The organism is Streptomyces sp. NPDC020958 (genome assembly GCF_055562175.1).
This window is the reverse complement of the sequence record NZ_JBVHFU010000006.1, coordinates 414,039-428,800: the sequence shown is the minus strand read 5'-3', so window position 1 is coordinate 428,800 and position 14,762 is coordinate 414,039. Positions and strand designations below refer to the sequence as shown.

The following is a 14,762-nucleotide window of genomic DNA, read 5'->3' as shown; positions in this document are numbered from 1 at the left end:
CACCCAGTGTGCCTGGGCCCGGCTCAGCGCGGGATAAGGGGATGATCACCCGGATCTGGGACGTTTCCGGACCTCGACGGTGGCGGCCGCCGCCCTAGGACTGTCCGCCCTTGCCGGTGATCTTGCCCACCCGCTCGCTGACGCCCCACGAGGTGACCCGCCACAGGGCCTCCACCAGGATGTCCCGGCTCATCTTGGAGTCACCGAGCTCGCGCTCCACGAACGTGATGGGCACCTCGACGACGTGGAAACCGGCCTTGACCGCGCGGCGGGCCAGGTCGACCTGGAAGCAGTAGCCCTGGGAGGCGACCTCGTCCAGGCCCAGACCCTCCAGGGTCTCGCGGCGGAAGGCGCGGTAGCCGCCGGTGATGTCGCGCAGCGGCAGGTCGAGGGCGAGGCGGGAGTACAGCGAGCCGCCCCGGGAGATGAACTCGCGGGACTTCGGCCAGTTGACGACCCTGCCGCCGGGCACCCAGCGGGAGCCGAGCACCAGGTCGGCACCCTTCAGCGCGGTCAGCAGCCGGGGAAGCTCCTCCGGCTGGTGGGAGCCGTCGGCGTCCATCTCGACGAGCACGCCGTAGCCGTTCTCCATGCCCCAGCGGAAGCCCGCGAGGTAGGCGGCGCCGAGGCCTTCCTTGCCCTTGCGGTGCAGGACATGGACGTGGTCGTCCTCGGCGGCCAGTTCGTCGGCGAGCTTGCCCGTGCCGTCGGGGCTGTTGTCGTCCGCCACCAGAACGTGCGCCTCGGGGACAGCCTGGCGCACCCGGCCGACGATGGACTTGATGTTCTCCGCCTCGTTGTAGGTCGGAATGATCACCAAGGCCGTGCCGAGCGGACCGAACTGCCTACCCTGGGCCTTTGCCGCGAGGGTCCCGTCGCCGTCGTTCACTGCTGCCCCTTCATGTCGTACGCAGGGGACCACCATAGTGGCCACGGCCTGCGCAGACGTGACAGCTCATTCGTATGGCGGTGTCGATTGCACAAGAACGGGGTAAGGATGCCCGTTTCAGGTGGCCGTCATCCGCGCTTTCGCCACTGTGTTCCCCCGGACGGCCGGTCCGTTCCCCTGCGGATGGGGGCCCGGCGCCCTTCGGGCCGACCTGGGGCCCGCTGGCTGCGGGTCGACCGAAAGCCGTTGTCTACTGAGCTCCGGGCCCCACCCGGGTCACACCTCCCGACCGTGCGGAACGTTCCCTCGTCGGCGCGGGCGCTGAGCCTGGCTCCCAGTGACGGTGCCCCGGTGCGGGGCACCGTCCCTGACCCAGCGGCGCTGCGACGAGTGCGCGAACTGCTCCCCGGTCGGGCGTCCGGTGGTGGACTCCGCCGAACCTACCGGCCCGCTGCCGTTGGCTGTCAACAGCCGTTTGACCTGCACAGACGCCCTCAAACCCCTGGTCAGAGCAGAGGATGCGCAGGTCGCGCGACGCGGCGGCGGTCGGTGATCACGGCCGCGCCACCCCGGGAGATCACTCGCCCGGCCGTACGAATGCGGTCCGGTCACTCGCCCGGCCGTACGAACACCGTTCGGCCGCCGACCACCGTGCGCAGGCAGACCGGCAGCGCGCGGCCGGGGGTCAGGTCGGGCAGCCCCGGGGTACCCGAGCGGGGGTCGGTGGACCAGCGGGCGACCCGGTCGTCCGGGGCCTGCACCACCAATTCGTCGGTGCGCCACACCGCGTAGTCGGCCGGCGCGCCGGGCACCAGGACACCGGCGTCGTCCCGGCCGATCGCCCGCCAGCCGCCCCGCGTGTGCGCGGTGAACGCGGCGCGGACGGAGACGCGGTGCTCGGGCGTGTGGTGGAAGGCGGCGGCGCGGACGGTCCCCCAGGGGTCGAGCGGGGTGACCGGGCTGTCGGAGCCGAAGGCGAGCGGGACCCCGGCCTTCAGGAGGGCCGCGTAGGGGTTCAGGGCGCGGGCCCGCTCGGCGCCGAGGCGCTGGGCGTACATGCCGTCCGCCCCGCCCCACAGGGCGTCGAAGGCGGGCTGCACGGAGGCGATCAGCCCCAGTTCGGCGAAGGCGGCGATGTGGTCGGGGGTCAGCATCTCGGCGTGCTCGACCCGGTGCCGGGCGGCGCGTACGCGGGTGAGGCCGACCTTCTCGGCGGCGGCGCGCACGCCCTCCACCACGGCGGTCACGGCGGCGTCGCCGATGGCGTGGAAGCCCGCTTGGAGGCCCGCCTCGGTACAGGCGACGACGTGCGCGGCGACGGCCGCCGCGTCCAGGTAGGCGGCGCCGGTGTGGTCCGCGTCGGCGTAGGGCTCGTGCAGACAGGCGGTGTGCGAGCCGAGGGCACCGTCGACGAACAGGTCACCGGCGGCGCCGAGCGCGCCCAGCTCCCGCGCCTTGTCGGCGTCCTGTTCGGCCCAGTAGCCGACGACCCGGGGGCCGGGCACCTCGGCCGCGAGCCGCAGCAGGTCCGTGAAGTCGTCCTCGGACGAGATCTTCGGGCCGCCGCACTCGTGCACCGTGCCGACCCCGAGCGAGGCCGCGCGCGCGAGGGCGGTGCGCTGGGCCTCGGCACGCTGGGCGGGCGTCACTGCCGCGAACGCGGCGGCGCGTACGGCGTGGTGGGCATCGCCCGTCAGCGGGGCGTCCTGCCGGGCCGCCGCGTCCGGGGCCAGGTCCAGCAGGGCGGTGGTCACGACGGCCGAGTGGACGTCGACACGGGAGAGGTAGAGCGGGCGTCCGCCGGTGGCCGCGTCCAGCTCGGCGCGGCTCGGCGGCCGGCCGCCGGACCAGCGGGAGGCGTCCCAGCCGTGCCCGAGCAGCACCCGGTCGTCCGGGCGGGCGGCGGCGAAGTCCCTGACCAGCGTGAGGATCTCGGCGACCGAGGCCGCCCCCGACAGGTCGAGGCCGGTGAGCGCGAGCCCGGTGGACGTGGTGTGGACATGAGCGTCCGTGAAGGCGGGGGTGACGAGCGCACCGTCCAGGTCGACGATCTCGTCGACCCCGTCGGCGAACGCGTCGGCGGCACCCTCGGACCCGACCCAGGCGACCTGTCCCCGCTCCACGACCATCGCGGTCGCGAACGGATCGGCGGGGCTGTGCACCTCGCCGCGGCGGAGGAGAACGGTCAGGGACTGCTCGGTGCGCTCACTCATGGGGAACAGTCTCGCCCCTCGCGCCGATCACCCGGTCACGAGGGGCCGGGTGAACGTGCTCGCACCGCTCAGATCCTCGGCGGACGGGCCTCGTAGGGCGTCGACAGCACCACCGTCGTCCGCGTGGACACCCCCGCCAGGCTGCGCAGCCGCGCCAGCAGTTCCTCCAGCTCGTGGGGCGTGGCGACGCGTACCTTGAGGATGTAGTTCTCGTCCCCGGCCACGCTGTGGCAGGCCTCGATCTCGGGGACGCCGGCCAGCCGGTCCGCGATGTCGTCGGGGGCGCTCGGATCGAACGGTTTCACCGAGATGAACGCCGTCATGGGCAGCCCGACGGCCTCCGGGTCGACGACCGCGGCATAGCCGCGGATGACGCCGCGCTGTTCCAGCCGGCGCACCCGCTGGTGCACGGCCGACGTGGAAAGACCCGTGGCCTTGCCCAGGTCCGTGTAGCTCATCCGCCCGTCCTTGACGAGCAGCTGCACGATGTGACGGTCCAGCTCCTCCATGGCGCAAAAGCTACCGTGCGCCTGATCTCCGGGGATACCTCGGCGACGCAGGTCATGGCCGGTTCCTGAGGTCACGGAGGGCGCGCCGCGGCGCACGCGGGGGGGGACAAAGCCACCGCAGCGGGCACCTGCGAATGGCATGTGACGAAGGACACAGCCCTCGAACCGGCTCCGTGATGGTCTCGTGATTACCGCCGAGACCGGACGGGAAGTGCTTGCTGTGGTCGAGGCCGCAGCGCCGTCCCGGCCCAGCCCGAGGGGGAGTACCCATGCAGAGTCTTAAGCGCCCTGGTCGTTCCGTGCCCAAGCGCCCGCAGTTGGTCGTCGAGCCCGAGCCGGAGGGCGTCGAACCCGACCTCTACGAGGCCGAGGAACCGGACGCCTACGACACCTTCGAGATGTTCCGGGTGGTCTGCCCGGACTGCGCGCAGCCCATCGCCCTGCTGGCGGACGAGGAGTTCCTGCCGGAGCACGCGCTGTGCGCCTCGCCGTGGAACCCGTTCGGCCTCACGGTCTGCCCCGGTACGGGCCGCGCGGCCGCCGACGCACCGTCCGCGGACGAGTCGGCCGAGCCGCAGGAGCAGGACACCGCCCTCCTGCTCACCCTGCCTCAGGGTCTGGACTGGCGGACGCAGCCCTTCTCGCACGTCGGCGGCCCGGGCTCACGCCCGATGCGCGTACCGGCGATGCGCTTCGGCGGCCGGGTCCTCGGCCGTCAGGCCGCCTGAGCCGGCGCACCGCACTCCAGTAGTCGCCCTGCACCATGGCACGCAGGCTGCCGTGGTGCGGGATCGGTGCGTCCGGATCCGCGACCGGACGCCCGTGAACTCACGCGCGAATGCGGGGACCGGTGACCTGGGCGGCCGGAGCCGCGTTGGGCGGGCATGACGACCACGTACTCCGCTCTCGGCCGTCAGCGCCGGATCTTCGTCCCCCCGCCCGCCTCGTCGCTTCCGCCGCCCACGCCGCAGGATCCGCCGATCTACCGTGAGCTGATGCGGATCTGGGCCGACCGGGGCCGCGCCCTGCCGGGCCGCCACGACCCGGAGTGGGTCAGGCTGGCGGCGCCGACGGTCGCACGCGGGCAGTTCAGCGACTTTCCGGCCCTGCCACATGACGGGCGATGACCATCCGCTGGATCTGGTTGGTGCCCTCGACGATCTGCAGGACCTTGGCCTCGCGCATATAGCGTTCGACCGGGAAGTCCGCCGTGTAGCCGTAGCCGCCGAGTATCTGGACGGCGTCCGTGGTGACCCTCATCGCCGTGTCGGTGCAGTGCAGCTTGGCCATGGCCGCCTGCCGGGCGAACGGGCGGCCGGCGTCGCGCAGCCGGGCCGCCGCGAGGTAGAGGGCGCGGCCGGCCTCGATCTGGGTGGCCATGTCGGCGATCATGAAACGCAGGCCCTGGAAGTCGGAGATGGGGTGCCCGAACTGCCGCCGTCCGGTGGCATAGGCGACCGCCTCGTCCAGGGCGGCCTGGGCCAGACCGATCGCGCAGGCCGCGATGCCGAGCCGGCCTGAGTCCAGCGCGGACAGGGCGATGGCGAAGCCCTGGCCCTCCTCCCCGAGGCGGCGCTCGTCGGGGACCCGGACGTCGTCGAGGTGGACCTGGGCGGTCGGCGAGCCCTTCATGCCCATCTTCTTCTCCGGCGCCGCGCCGGACAGGCCCGGGGCGTCGCCGGGGACCAGGAAGGCGGTGATGCCGTGCGAGCCCTCCCCGCCGGTGCGAGCCATCACCGTGTAGAAGTCGGCGATGCCGCCGTGCGTGATCCAGGCCTTGGTGCCGTTGATCACCCAGGAGTCGCCGTCGCGGACGGCCCTGGTGCGCAGGGAGGCCGCGTCCGAGCCGGAGGCCGGTTCGGAGAGGCAGTAGGCGCCGAGCAGGCCGCCGCCGAGGATCGCGGGCAGGTGCTCGACCTGCTGCTCCTTGCTGCCGTAGGCGGCGAGCGGGTAGCTCGCGAGGGTGTGCACGCTGACCCCGAGGCCGACGGTGAGGCGGGCCGCGGCCAGCTCCTCCAGGACCTGGAGGTAGACCTCGTAGGGCTGGTCGCCGCCGCCGTACTCGGCGTCGTACGGCAGGCCGAGCAGGCCTGATGCGGAGAGCAGGGTGAAGACCCCCCGCGGGAAGCGTCCGGCGTCCTCCTCCTCGGCCGCCCGGGGCGCGATCTCCTGCCGGGCGATGTCCCGGACCAGCGAGAGCAGGTCTCTCGCCTCTTCCGTGGGCAGTTGACGCTCCACCGGCTGCGGGTCGCGGTCGGACATGGCGTCGGTCTCCTCCCTGTCGGGCACCGGCGGTCGCGGCCCACGGGTGGGGGCGGCTCCGCCTGTCGTTCGGGTGCGGCCGAGGTGGGCACCTCCGGGTCTCGGAAGCTGCTGACCTGCGGCTGCGCAGTGAGTATGCCCGATCGGGGACCTTCCGTCACCAGTTAACGACCGCTTACTTCAGGAATCCCCGGCCACCATACGAGCGCATCGAAATTGGTCCGAACTATTGACCGACTGGTCTAGTCCTCCTAGGGTTCACGACCAACGCCTTACCGCGTTCATGCCAATCGGCGCGCGTTCCCCTCTCCCCCACGAGGAGACACCCGATGCACCTCTCCCACCGCTCCCGTTTCCGGGCGCTGCTGTCCGCGGGATCGTCGGCTACTTCACGGAATGGGGCACCTACGCGAAGCTCACCCACATCAACTACGCCTTCGGCGACGTGACCGGCGACCCCGCTCACCTCGGCCGATGAGTCACCGTTGCTTTCCTGCGACTTGATCCGCCGGACAGCCCCTGGCCCCCGCCACGGGGGGAGCGGGGCGGGGGTGCCACGAGACCTCCGCCCCGCGCACGTCACGTGTCCCGGCGGGCCGGGGCCGGGGCGGGGTAGGACGGGTCGAGTTCCTCGATGGCGCGCAGGGTGCCGCCGAGGGTCTTGACCAGCAGTTCACACATGGTGTCGCGGGAGAGTTCGGGACGGTCGATCCACGCGAGGGTGGCGCCCTCCACGCTGCACAGCCAGGAGAGCAGGCCCATCCGGGCCGGCGGGGCGATGTCGGTACGGCCGTAGGCGCCCTCGGCGATGGTCGCGACGATCGCCTCGCGCACTCCGTCCCGGATGGCGTGCACCTCGGCGTCGAAACCGACCCCGCCGCTGACGATCGTGCGGTACGCGGCCTGGTGGTGCTCGGCGTAGCGCAGATAGCTGTCGATGGTGCGGTGGACGCGGTCCACCTGGGGCAGTTCCAGACCGCTCGCGGCGTACGTGACCAGGTCGGCGACCGAGTCCTGGATGATCGCCAGGTAGTAACCGCGCTTGGACTGGAAGTAGTAGTAGATCAGCCCTTTGGCGACATGTGCCTGCTTGGCGATGTCGTCCATGGAGAGCGCGTCGTACGAGGTGTCGGCGAACAACTTCCGCCCGATGGCGATGAGTTCGGCACGACGGGCCACCGAGCGCTCGGTGCCGCGCGCCCGTGGGCGGGCGGCGGCACTCTGTTGACTGATATTCAATTTCGACCCTGGTCTCAACGGGCTGCGGGACATCCGCAGTATGTCAGCTCGGGTCGCGCGTCAGGTCACAGCAGCCCGAGTTGGGTGACCAGCATGGCGACGACCACGACCAGGGTCCAGCCCATGACGTGTTCCAGGACCTTCGGGCCGTCGTCCTTCGGGCCGCCGGTACGGGCGCGGACAGCGGTGGCGGAGTGCGTGGTCATGATGTCCACCATGCCACCGCCCGCGGCTTTTGCGACGGAGAGCTTGCTCACAGCAGCGCAGGTCAGCGCACGCCGACCGCCGCGAGCGCCGCGGTCTGGGCCGGCGTCGGGAAGGCCGGAAAGTACAGGTAGCAGATCCCACCGGTGCCGGAGGTCACCTTGCCGTCGGCGTTGTAGCGCCTGGTGCGCAGCCAGATGTTCTCGAACTCCCGCCGCCGGTAGACCCGCCGGACCGCGTCGTCGGCGGGCGAGCACGGGTCGTTGGCGATCACGTCGCCGTCCGCGGTGAGGCCGATCACCGTCATCAGGTGCCCCGAGGTCCCGTACCCGGCGCCCGTCAGCTCGCTCGCCAGGAACGACTGCGAGGTCATGGCCGGGATGCCGGCAGCGATCAGGGTCTCCAGGTCGGTCAGCGAACCGAGCCGCGTCACCACGCCCTGGAGGTCCTTGTACGTGGCCGCGTAGGCCGCGTTGAACGGCCAGTTGCCGCAGCCCCCGTACTGGTAGTCGTAGGTGGAGCGGGCCGCCTGGCAGACCTGCGGGTCGGCGTAGGACGGGTCGACCCAGGCCAGCTGCGCGGGGGTGGGCCGGCCGCCCCAGTACTCGACGATCATCTGCGAGGAGGTGGGACTGCACCAGGCCTCGCCCCCGTTGTCGTACTCCGGGTACTGGCCCTTGTGGATCTCCTGCGAGTACCGCGGGACCTGCAGTTCCCGGGCGAGGCCGGGCGTCGAGGCCGGGACGGTGAAACGGTCCGGGACGTCGGAGCCCATGGCACCGAGCCGCCAGACCGTCGGGGTCAGGCCGGCACCGGGCCGACGGTAGAGGGTCAGGCGCAGTTGGTACGAGGCGAGACGCAGCCCGCCGGCGGGGTCGGTGACGACGAAGGTGTCCGTCGAGATGCTGCTCCTGCCGTCGCCCTGACCGTCGACCGAGGTCCGCTTGATGTCCTGGTCGCCGGCCGCCCAGCGGCCCATCACGTACCAGGGGGTGTCGGTGCCGTCGGAGTAGGTGCCGTGCAGTTCGACCTGGATCCAGGTGCCGGCCGGGGTGTCCGCGTTCCAGGAGGCTACGGCCTCCGTGGCGGGGACGGCGAGCCGGTGCACCGGTCCGGTCCAGGTGGCGTACTCCCAGTCGGCGGCCTTGCCGGTGTGGGGATCGGTGTAGGTGGTGGTCCCGGCCGGGGTGGCGACGACCACGCCGGGGCGGTCACCGGCGACGACCTCGGTTCCCCTGGCGGTGCCGGTGCGCCAGTCGTCGTAGGTGGTCCAGGAGCAGTAGTCGACCAGGGCGCTCGCGGCCCGGGCGGCCGCCCCGGCCTCGGCGTCGGTCTCCGGTGCCGCGGCCGCCGGGACGGCGGCGACCGCCCCCTGGGCCACGGCGGCCGCGGCGACGCGGACGGCGGCGGCGAGCACGGTTCTGCGGGACGGCTGTTCGGCTCTGCTCATGGGTGGAAGACCCCCAGGGGTGCGCGTCGCGGCTGGTCGGGATGCGGGACCGTGCGCCCACTATGGAACAGGCGCCCTGCCCCCACCAGCACTTGCGCGTGTGCCACGCCCACCAATATTGGTCCTGTCCACTGAAAGGCGGCCCGGGGTCAGACGAGGTCCATCGCGGCGACCTCGTCGGGGCCGCCGTAGCTGACCGGGCCCTGGAAGCGGCGGCGGGCGGTGGCGAACCACCAGGCCGTGGCCACGACCAGGACGACGGCGAGTGCGATCGGCGCGTAGTTGAAGGAGTCGACCGTGACGGGCGAGGCCTGCGGCAGCATGAACAGGACGCTGCTGAGCAGGATCCAGACCACCGCGAGCCAGCCGACCGGCTTGCTCCAGCGGCCCAGGTTCCAGGGCCCCGGCTGGAACTCGGCACCGAGGCGCAGCCGCAGGAACACCGGCACGGCGTAGGCGAGGAACAGGCCGACGACGTTGACGCTGACGATCGCGGTGAACGCCGTGTGCGACCACCAGCCCGGCACCACCAGGGCGAGCGAGCAGGCCACCGCGAGCCATACGGCCTTGACGGGGGTCCGGGTGCGGGGTGAGACCGAGTGCCAGTGCCGGGAGCCGGGCATGGCACCGTCCCGGGAGAAGGCGAAGATCTGCCGGGTGTTACTGGTGAGGTTGGCGAGGCCGCAGAAGAGCATGGCGCCGATGACGACGAGCAGCATCGCCTTGGCCCAGCCCATGCCGAGCCCGTCGATGAGGATCTGGACGGGCGGCGCGGAGGAGCTCGCCACCTTGGCGTAGTCGCCGATGCTGTAGACGAGGGCCAGCATCAGGACCAGGCCGGCGATCGCCGAATAGCCGATGGAACGGATGATGCCCTTGGGGGCGTTGACGGTGGCCTGGACCGTTTCCTCGGACATGTGGAAGCTGCCGTCGAAGCCGGTGAAGGTCCAGCTGGTGACCAGCAGACCGAGCATGCCGCCGTAAAGGCCGTCGGTGAAGCCGGTGTTGTTCACGAAATGCGTCACGAAGGACGCCGGCCGGTGATGGTCGGGCAGCACGGTCAGTGCGCTCACGATCACCACGAGTCCGATCAGCAGCCACCACACGGAGATCCGGTTCAGCACGGCGACGAGTTGGACGGTGTAGGTGTTGGCGAGTCCCTGGAGCACGATGATCAGGGCTGTGATCAGCACCGTCTGGTGGGCGGTCGGCGTGTACGAGGTCCACTGGAGGGCGACGAAGGCCTGGACGAAGGTGGCCGCCGCGTATCCGGTGGCGGCCGTACCGCCGATCTGGCCCACGAAGTTGAGCCAGCCCGTGTACCAGGACCAGGCACCCTTGTGCCGTTTGGCGAGTTTGCCCGCGGAGAAATACAGCGCACCGCTCGTCGGATAGGCGGAGGCGACCTCCGCCATGGCGGCGCCGATGCACAGCACCAGCACGCAGACACCGATCCAGCCGAACACGAGAATACGGGGACCGCCCGCATTCATACCGAACCCGAAGGACGAGAAGATACCTGAAAGGATATTGATGATGGTGAAGGAGATCGCGAAATTGTCGAATGCCTTGAATCGGCGGGTGAGTTTCCGCGGATAGCCCATCGCGTGCAGGGTCGCGTCGTCGTCGAGCACGACCGGATCCGCTGTGCGTTCTGACACTTGCCGACCTTTCAACTGGAGGGACCGGGAGGGACCAGCAGGGACTCGGGAGGGACTAGGAGGGGACGGACAGGCCGCAGGCACGGCGGGCCCGGGAGAGCTGCTCGGCGGGCTCGCCGAAGACGCTCCAGGGCATCCGGGAGGCGTACGGCCCCATGGCCGCGAAGACCGCCCGGGCCTCGAACTCGCGCCGGGCCATGACCAGCGCGTGCGCGAGATAGGCCAGATCGAGCACCGGGGTGAAGCGGTAGCCGGCCACGGCTGGCAGCCAGTTGTGGTAGATCGCCAGCGCCGTGGCGCGCCACTGGGGCTGCTCCCAGACCCGTTCGGCGAGCAGCTGGGTGGGGTTGTGGCTCTCCACCAGCGTGACCAGGGGCAGCAGCCGTAGCGCCGAGTCGGCGGGGGCCCGCTGGCCGAGGAAGGCGGCGACGTCCCAGGCCGCGGTCACCGAGCCGCCGTGCCGGGTGAAGAAGAAGGAGAGGAAGCGGTGGTGCGCCTCGCGGTGCCATGGGTCGAGGCTGAGGGTGTGCGCGAACAGCCGCCAGGGCCCCGGCGGCGAGGTCAGCAGGCCGCCGGGGGCGGCGTCGTGCGGGCGGTGCAGCCGGGCCATGGCCAGCTTGGCGGCCCAGGGCGTGGGGTCGGCGGGGTTCATGGCGGCGGCGCGCTCGCAGGCGGTGAGGGCGATCCGCTCCAACGCCTCGGCCCGCTCGTCCTGGGCGTCGGCCGCCCGGATGGCGCGCTGCACGGCGACGCGGGCCCACATCAGCGCGGACTCGGGGCCCGGTTCCTCGGCGAGCCAGCGTTCCACCAGGTCGGTGCCGGCCGCCTCGGAGGCCAGGACCAGGGAGCGGTGGGCACGCAGGGCGAAGTCGGAACGCGTCTCGGCCAGCGCCTCGCGCGCGCTCAGATATCTTCCGGCGCGTACGTCCACGCATACACTCGCGAGGAAGCGGTCATCGGCCGCCGGATGCCATACGTACTGCCCCTCGAATAACTCCGCGGCCATCTTCCCCTGTCCGTCCCCGTGTGACGCGTGCACGCTGAAGGCACCTTACTCACGGCTGGGGAGGGCGGGAACATCCGAATTCGACATATCGGTCAGCCGGTCGGAAATATTGACGACCCTTGCCGGAGACCGGCCCTAAATTAGTTCAACCCGAGACTTCCCGGGGGCACAAACGCCCGCTATGCGCCGCACTACTAGACTGTTTCCGGAAAACACCCCACACCACGGCACACCTCGGGAATCGTCATTCACCACCTCGCCTCCGCACTCCGGAACCTGCCCCCTTCCTGCGGTCCGGTCCGGCTCGTCGCCGTCGACGGGCACGCCGGCTCCGGAAAGACCACGTTCGCCGGGCGGCTGGCCGGCGCGCTGGGCGGGGCGCCGGTGCTGCACCTCGACGACATCGCCAGCCACGAGGAGCTGTTCGGCTGGACCGGCCGCCTGCTGACCCAGGTGATCGAGCCGCTCGGCCGCGGCGAGACGGCGCGCTACTCCCCCTACGACTGGCGGGCCCGCCGCTTCGGCCCCTCCCGCCCGCTGCCGCCCGCCCCCGTGGTCCTGATGGAGGGGGTCGGCGCCGGCCGCCGGGCCCTGCGCCCCCATCTGGCGCGGCTGCTGTGGATGGAGCTGCCGCACGAGGAGTCCTGGACCCGGGGCAGGGCACGGGACGGCGCCGAACAACGGGACTTCTGGGCCCGGTGGGTCGAGGAGGAACGCGAACACTTCGCCGAGGACCCGTCCAGACCGTACGCCGACCTTCTGGTGACACAGTCGCGGCAGGGGTACGAGGTACTGCCGGGGCCTGTGAAGACCATTGGACCGGACCACGGCGTCACCCACCGTGACGGGCCGTCGGCAGTGTGCTGAACTTGTGAAGACACGCCCCGAAGAAGTTGCCCGAGTACCTCAACTCGGCTTGACCGGGGGGTCGTACAGGTCTTACGTTCTCAAGGAGCGGCCCTCTCAGGCCGCCCCACAGACGCGAAGCCCCCGGTTGTTCCCCCGTGATCGGGGGCTTCGTTCTGCCCTTTGCCCCTTTTGCGTGCGTCGCGTGCGCCCTCGCGCTCACCCTGGGTCACCGCCGGGTGTGCGCCCCGTCTGCTCCCACCTCGCCAAACGGCCTGTGCGGCACCCTTCGGCGGGCACCGGAACCGCAGGTACGATGCCCTCGGTGCGACCTTCGAACGGCTGCCTCGCGCACCTGCAACTCCGGTCCGCGGCACAGCGGTTCGACCAACGGCGGCCATCGGGGGGAGCCCGGGGGCACGGTTTGTGGGGGACGTGATGGAATTCGGCACGCAGGGCCCCGAGGCCCCGGCCGACCTCGCCTGGCTGCGAGGCGTGGACGCCTACACCATGGGCGCCTATCCGCAGGCCGAGGAGGAGTTCCGCACCGCGGTGCGGATGGATCCCGGGATGGCCGACGCCTGGCTCGGACTGCACGCGCTGCGGGTCGACACGACCACCGCGCTGCTGCGGATGTTCCGGCACCGGGACCGGTTCGGCGAACAGCGCGGCCGGCATCGCCGTACGCTCAACTCCTGGTACTGGCTCGGCTGGTGGGTGCAGCCGGTCCTGGAGAGCCCTCGTGATCTGCTGCTCGCCCACGCCTCCCACTGGCTGGACGGCAGGCACGTCCCGGAACTCGACCGGGCCCTCGCCGGACTGCCGCCCGTCGACGCCGACCCCCACGTCCGCTTCCTGCACTCCTGCCGGGCCTATCTGGTCAAGGACTGGGAGCAGCTGGTACGGCACACCGACCCGCTCCTCGACGATCCCCTGCTCGGCATCGAGGCGGGACTCTTCGGCGGCATGGCCCGCGTCCGTCTCGAGATGTACGGACAGGCCGAACCCCTGCTCTCCGCGGCGCTGATGCGGTGCCGCAGCGAGCAGCCGCAGCGCAAGGAGCTGCGCTACTGGCTGGCGCGGGCACACGAGGGCACCGGCCGCAGCGCCGCCGCACTCCCCCTGTACCGGGCCGTGCACCGGGTCGACCCCGCGTTCATGGACACCTCCGCCCGGCTGGCCGCGATCGCCGAGGGCGACGGGTACGACGACACCGCCGACCTCGCGGCGATCACCCTCGCCGGCGCCGGGCAGGACGTGGTGGACGGGCCCGACCTGCTCGACCCGCTCTTCGGCACGGAGGGACGCGACCTGCGGTTCGGGGAGGCGGAGCCGCCGGCCGGCGCGATGCCGTCGGTGATCGACCCGGCGGTGCGCGAGAAGACGGTGACGGCGCCACCGCTGCCGGCCGGCCCGACCGACCCCGCGTTACTTGAGGAAGCGCTCGCCGAACTGGAGCGCATGGTCGGGCTGGAGCCCGTGAAGCGGCAGGTCAAGGCGCTGTCCGCGCAGTTGAACATGGCCCGGTTGCGAGCCGGGCAGGGGCTGCCGGTGCAGCCGCCGAAACGCCACTTCGTCTTCTCCGGGCCGTCCGGCACCGGGAAGACCACCGTCGCCAGGATTCTCGGCCGGGTGTTCTACGCGCTGGGTCTGCTGGGCGGGGACCACCTGGTGGAGGCCCAGCGGGCCGATCTCGTGGGCGAGTACCTCGGCCAGACCGCCGTGAAGGCCAACGAACTGATCGACTCCGCGATCGGCGGTGTGCTGTTCGTCGACGAGGCCTACTCCCTGTCCAACTCCGGGTACGGCAAGGGCGACGCGTACGGCGACGAGGCGCTCCAGGTGCTGCTGAAGCGGGCCGAGGACAACCGCGACCACCTGGTGGTGATCCTGGCGGGCTACCCGGAGGGCATGGACCGCCTGCTGGCCGCCAACCCCGGGCTCTCCTCCCGCTTCACCACCCGCGTCGACTTCCCGTCCTACCGTCCGGCGGAGCTGACCTCCATCGGGGAGGTGCTGGCCGCGGAGAACGGCGACGCGTGGGACGAGGAGGCCCTGGAGGAGCTGCGCTCCATCGCCGGGCACGTGGTCGACCAGGGCTGGATCGACGAACTGGGCAACGGCCGGTTCCTGCGCACGCTGTACGAGAAGAGCTGCGCGTACCGGGATCTGCGGCTGTCGGCCTACCCGGGCGTGCTGACGCGGGACGACCTGGCGACGCTGCGGCTGCCGGACCTGATGCAGGCGTACGGGGAGGTGCTGTCGGGGCGGGGCCCGCAGGATCCGGCGGCGATGTAGGGGGCCGGGGCCGGAGCGGGGACGCGTGCCGGCGCCGGCAGGGTGCCTCCCCCAGCCTTCGGCCGGGGGACCCCCCCAGCGCCCACCCGCGCCGCCCTGCGGCACGCCTGCCCGCGGACATCGTGCCCCGTCGGGGGCGCGGGGAACTGCGCGACCGGCACCGCCGGCCCGCAGTTCCCCCGCAC

General features: G+C 71.7%; 13 protein-coding genes. 4 read left to right on the top strand and 9 right to left on the bottom strand.

Translation table 11 applies throughout. The annotated features are described in order from the left end of the window. Positions 1-94: 94 nt before the first annotated feature. The 3 genes from ACZ3KP_RS21255 to ACZ3KP_RS21245 form a co-directional block, all read right to left on the bottom strand. Positions 95-889: a polyprenol monophosphomannose synthase gene (locus ACZ3KP_RS21255; RefSeq protein ID WP_467501244.1), complete on the bottom strand. Its 795-nt coding sequence runs from the start codon at positions 887-889 to the stop codon at positions 95-97. 608 nt (positions 890-1,497) lie between these two features. Beyond that, the gene (locus ACZ3KP_RS21250) at positions 1,498-3,102 is read right to left on the bottom strand and encodes an amidohydrolase (RefSeq protein ID WP_467501243.1); all 1,605 of its coding nucleotides are present in this window, start codon (positions 3,100-3,102) and stop codon (positions 1,498-1,500) included. 68 nt (positions 3,103-3,170) lie between these two features. Beyond that, the gene (locus tag ACZ3KP_RS21245) at positions 3,171-3,611 is read right to left on the bottom strand and encodes an Lrp/AsnC family transcriptional regulator (RefSeq protein WP_132894176.1); all 441 of its coding nucleotides are present in this window, start codon (positions 3,609-3,611) and stop codon (positions 3,171-3,173) included. A gap of 269 nt (positions 3,612-3,880) precedes the next feature. Between ACZ3KP_RS21245 and ACZ3KP_RS21240 the strand changes: the two genes are divergently transcribed. Both ACZ3KP_RS21240 and ACZ3KP_RS21235 read left to right on the top strand, forming a co-directional pair. Further along, the gene (locus ACZ3KP_RS21240; protein ID WP_467501242.1) at positions 3,881-4,339 is read left to right on the top strand and encodes a hypothetical protein; all 459 of its coding nucleotides are present in this window, start codon (positions 3,881-3,883) and stop codon (positions 4,337-4,339) included. A 156-nt stretch (positions 4,340-4,495) separates the two neighbouring features. Beyond that, positions 4,496-4,738, top strand: coding sequence for a hypothetical protein (locus tag ACZ3KP_RS21235; RefSeq protein WP_165939559.1), 243 nt, complete (start codon positions 4,496-4,498; stop codon positions 4,736-4,738). Here ACZ3KP_RS21235 and ACZ3KP_RS21230 read toward each other — a convergent pair. The 6 genes from ACZ3KP_RS21230 to ACZ3KP_RS21205 all read right to left on the bottom strand — a co-directional run bounded on the left by ACZ3KP_RS21230 (position 4,701) and on the right by ACZ3KP_RS21205 (position 11,433). Next, positions 4,701-5,873, bottom strand: a complete 1,173-nt coding sequence (locus ACZ3KP_RS21230; protein WP_467501241.1) for an acyl-CoA dehydrogenase — start codon at positions 5,871-5,873, stop codon at positions 4,701-4,703. The two genes, ACZ3KP_RS21235 and ACZ3KP_RS21230, sit on opposite strands and share 38 nt — an antisense overlap. Before the next feature lie 579 nt (positions 5,874-6,452). Further along, entirely contained in the window at positions 6,453-7,112 is a 660-nt protein-coding gene (locus ACZ3KP_RS21225; RefSeq protein ID WP_467501240.1) for a TetR/AcrR family transcriptional regulator, read from the bottom strand. A gap of 65 nt (positions 7,113-7,177) precedes the next feature. After that, positions 7,178-7,318: an SCO1431 family membrane protein gene (locus ACZ3KP_RS21220; protein WP_358982725.1), complete on the bottom strand. Its 141-nt coding sequence runs from the start codon at positions 7,316-7,318 to the stop codon at positions 7,178-7,180. Between the two features lie 62 nt (positions 7,319-7,380). Next, complete coding sequence (locus ACZ3KP_RS21215; protein WP_467501239.1) at positions 7,381-8,766, bottom strand: peptidase C39 family protein; 1,386 nt, start codon at positions 8,764-8,766, stop codon at positions 7,381-7,383. A 149-nt stretch (positions 8,767-8,915) separates the two neighbouring features. Next, the gene (locus tag ACZ3KP_RS21210) at positions 8,916-10,370 is read right to left on the bottom strand and encodes an amino acid permease (protein ID WP_467501288.1); all 1,455 of its coding nucleotides are present in this window, start codon (positions 10,368-10,370) and stop codon (positions 8,916-8,918) included. A gap of 112 nt (positions 10,371-10,482) precedes the next feature. Next, the gene (locus tag ACZ3KP_RS21205; protein ID WP_467501238.1) at positions 10,483-11,433 is read right to left on the bottom strand and encodes a hypothetical protein; all 951 of its coding nucleotides are present in this window, start codon (positions 11,431-11,433) and stop codon (positions 10,483-10,485) included. A gap of 246 nt (positions 11,434-11,679) precedes the next feature. Between ACZ3KP_RS21205 and ACZ3KP_RS21200 the strand changes: the two genes are divergently transcribed. Beyond that, positions 11,680-12,300 carry a uridine kinase family protein gene (locus ACZ3KP_RS21200; protein ID WP_467501287.1) on the top strand — a complete coding sequence of 207 codons (621 nt, stop codon included), beginning with the start codon at positions 11,680-11,682 and terminating at the stop codon, positions 12,298-12,300. 417 nt (positions 12,301-12,717) lie between these two features. Beyond that, positions 12,718-14,577: an AAA family ATPase gene (locus ACZ3KP_RS21195; RefSeq protein WP_467501237.1), complete on the top strand. Its 1,860-nt coding sequence runs from the start codon at positions 12,718-12,720 to the stop codon at positions 14,575-14,577. Positions 14,578-14,762: the final 185 nt, after the last annotated feature.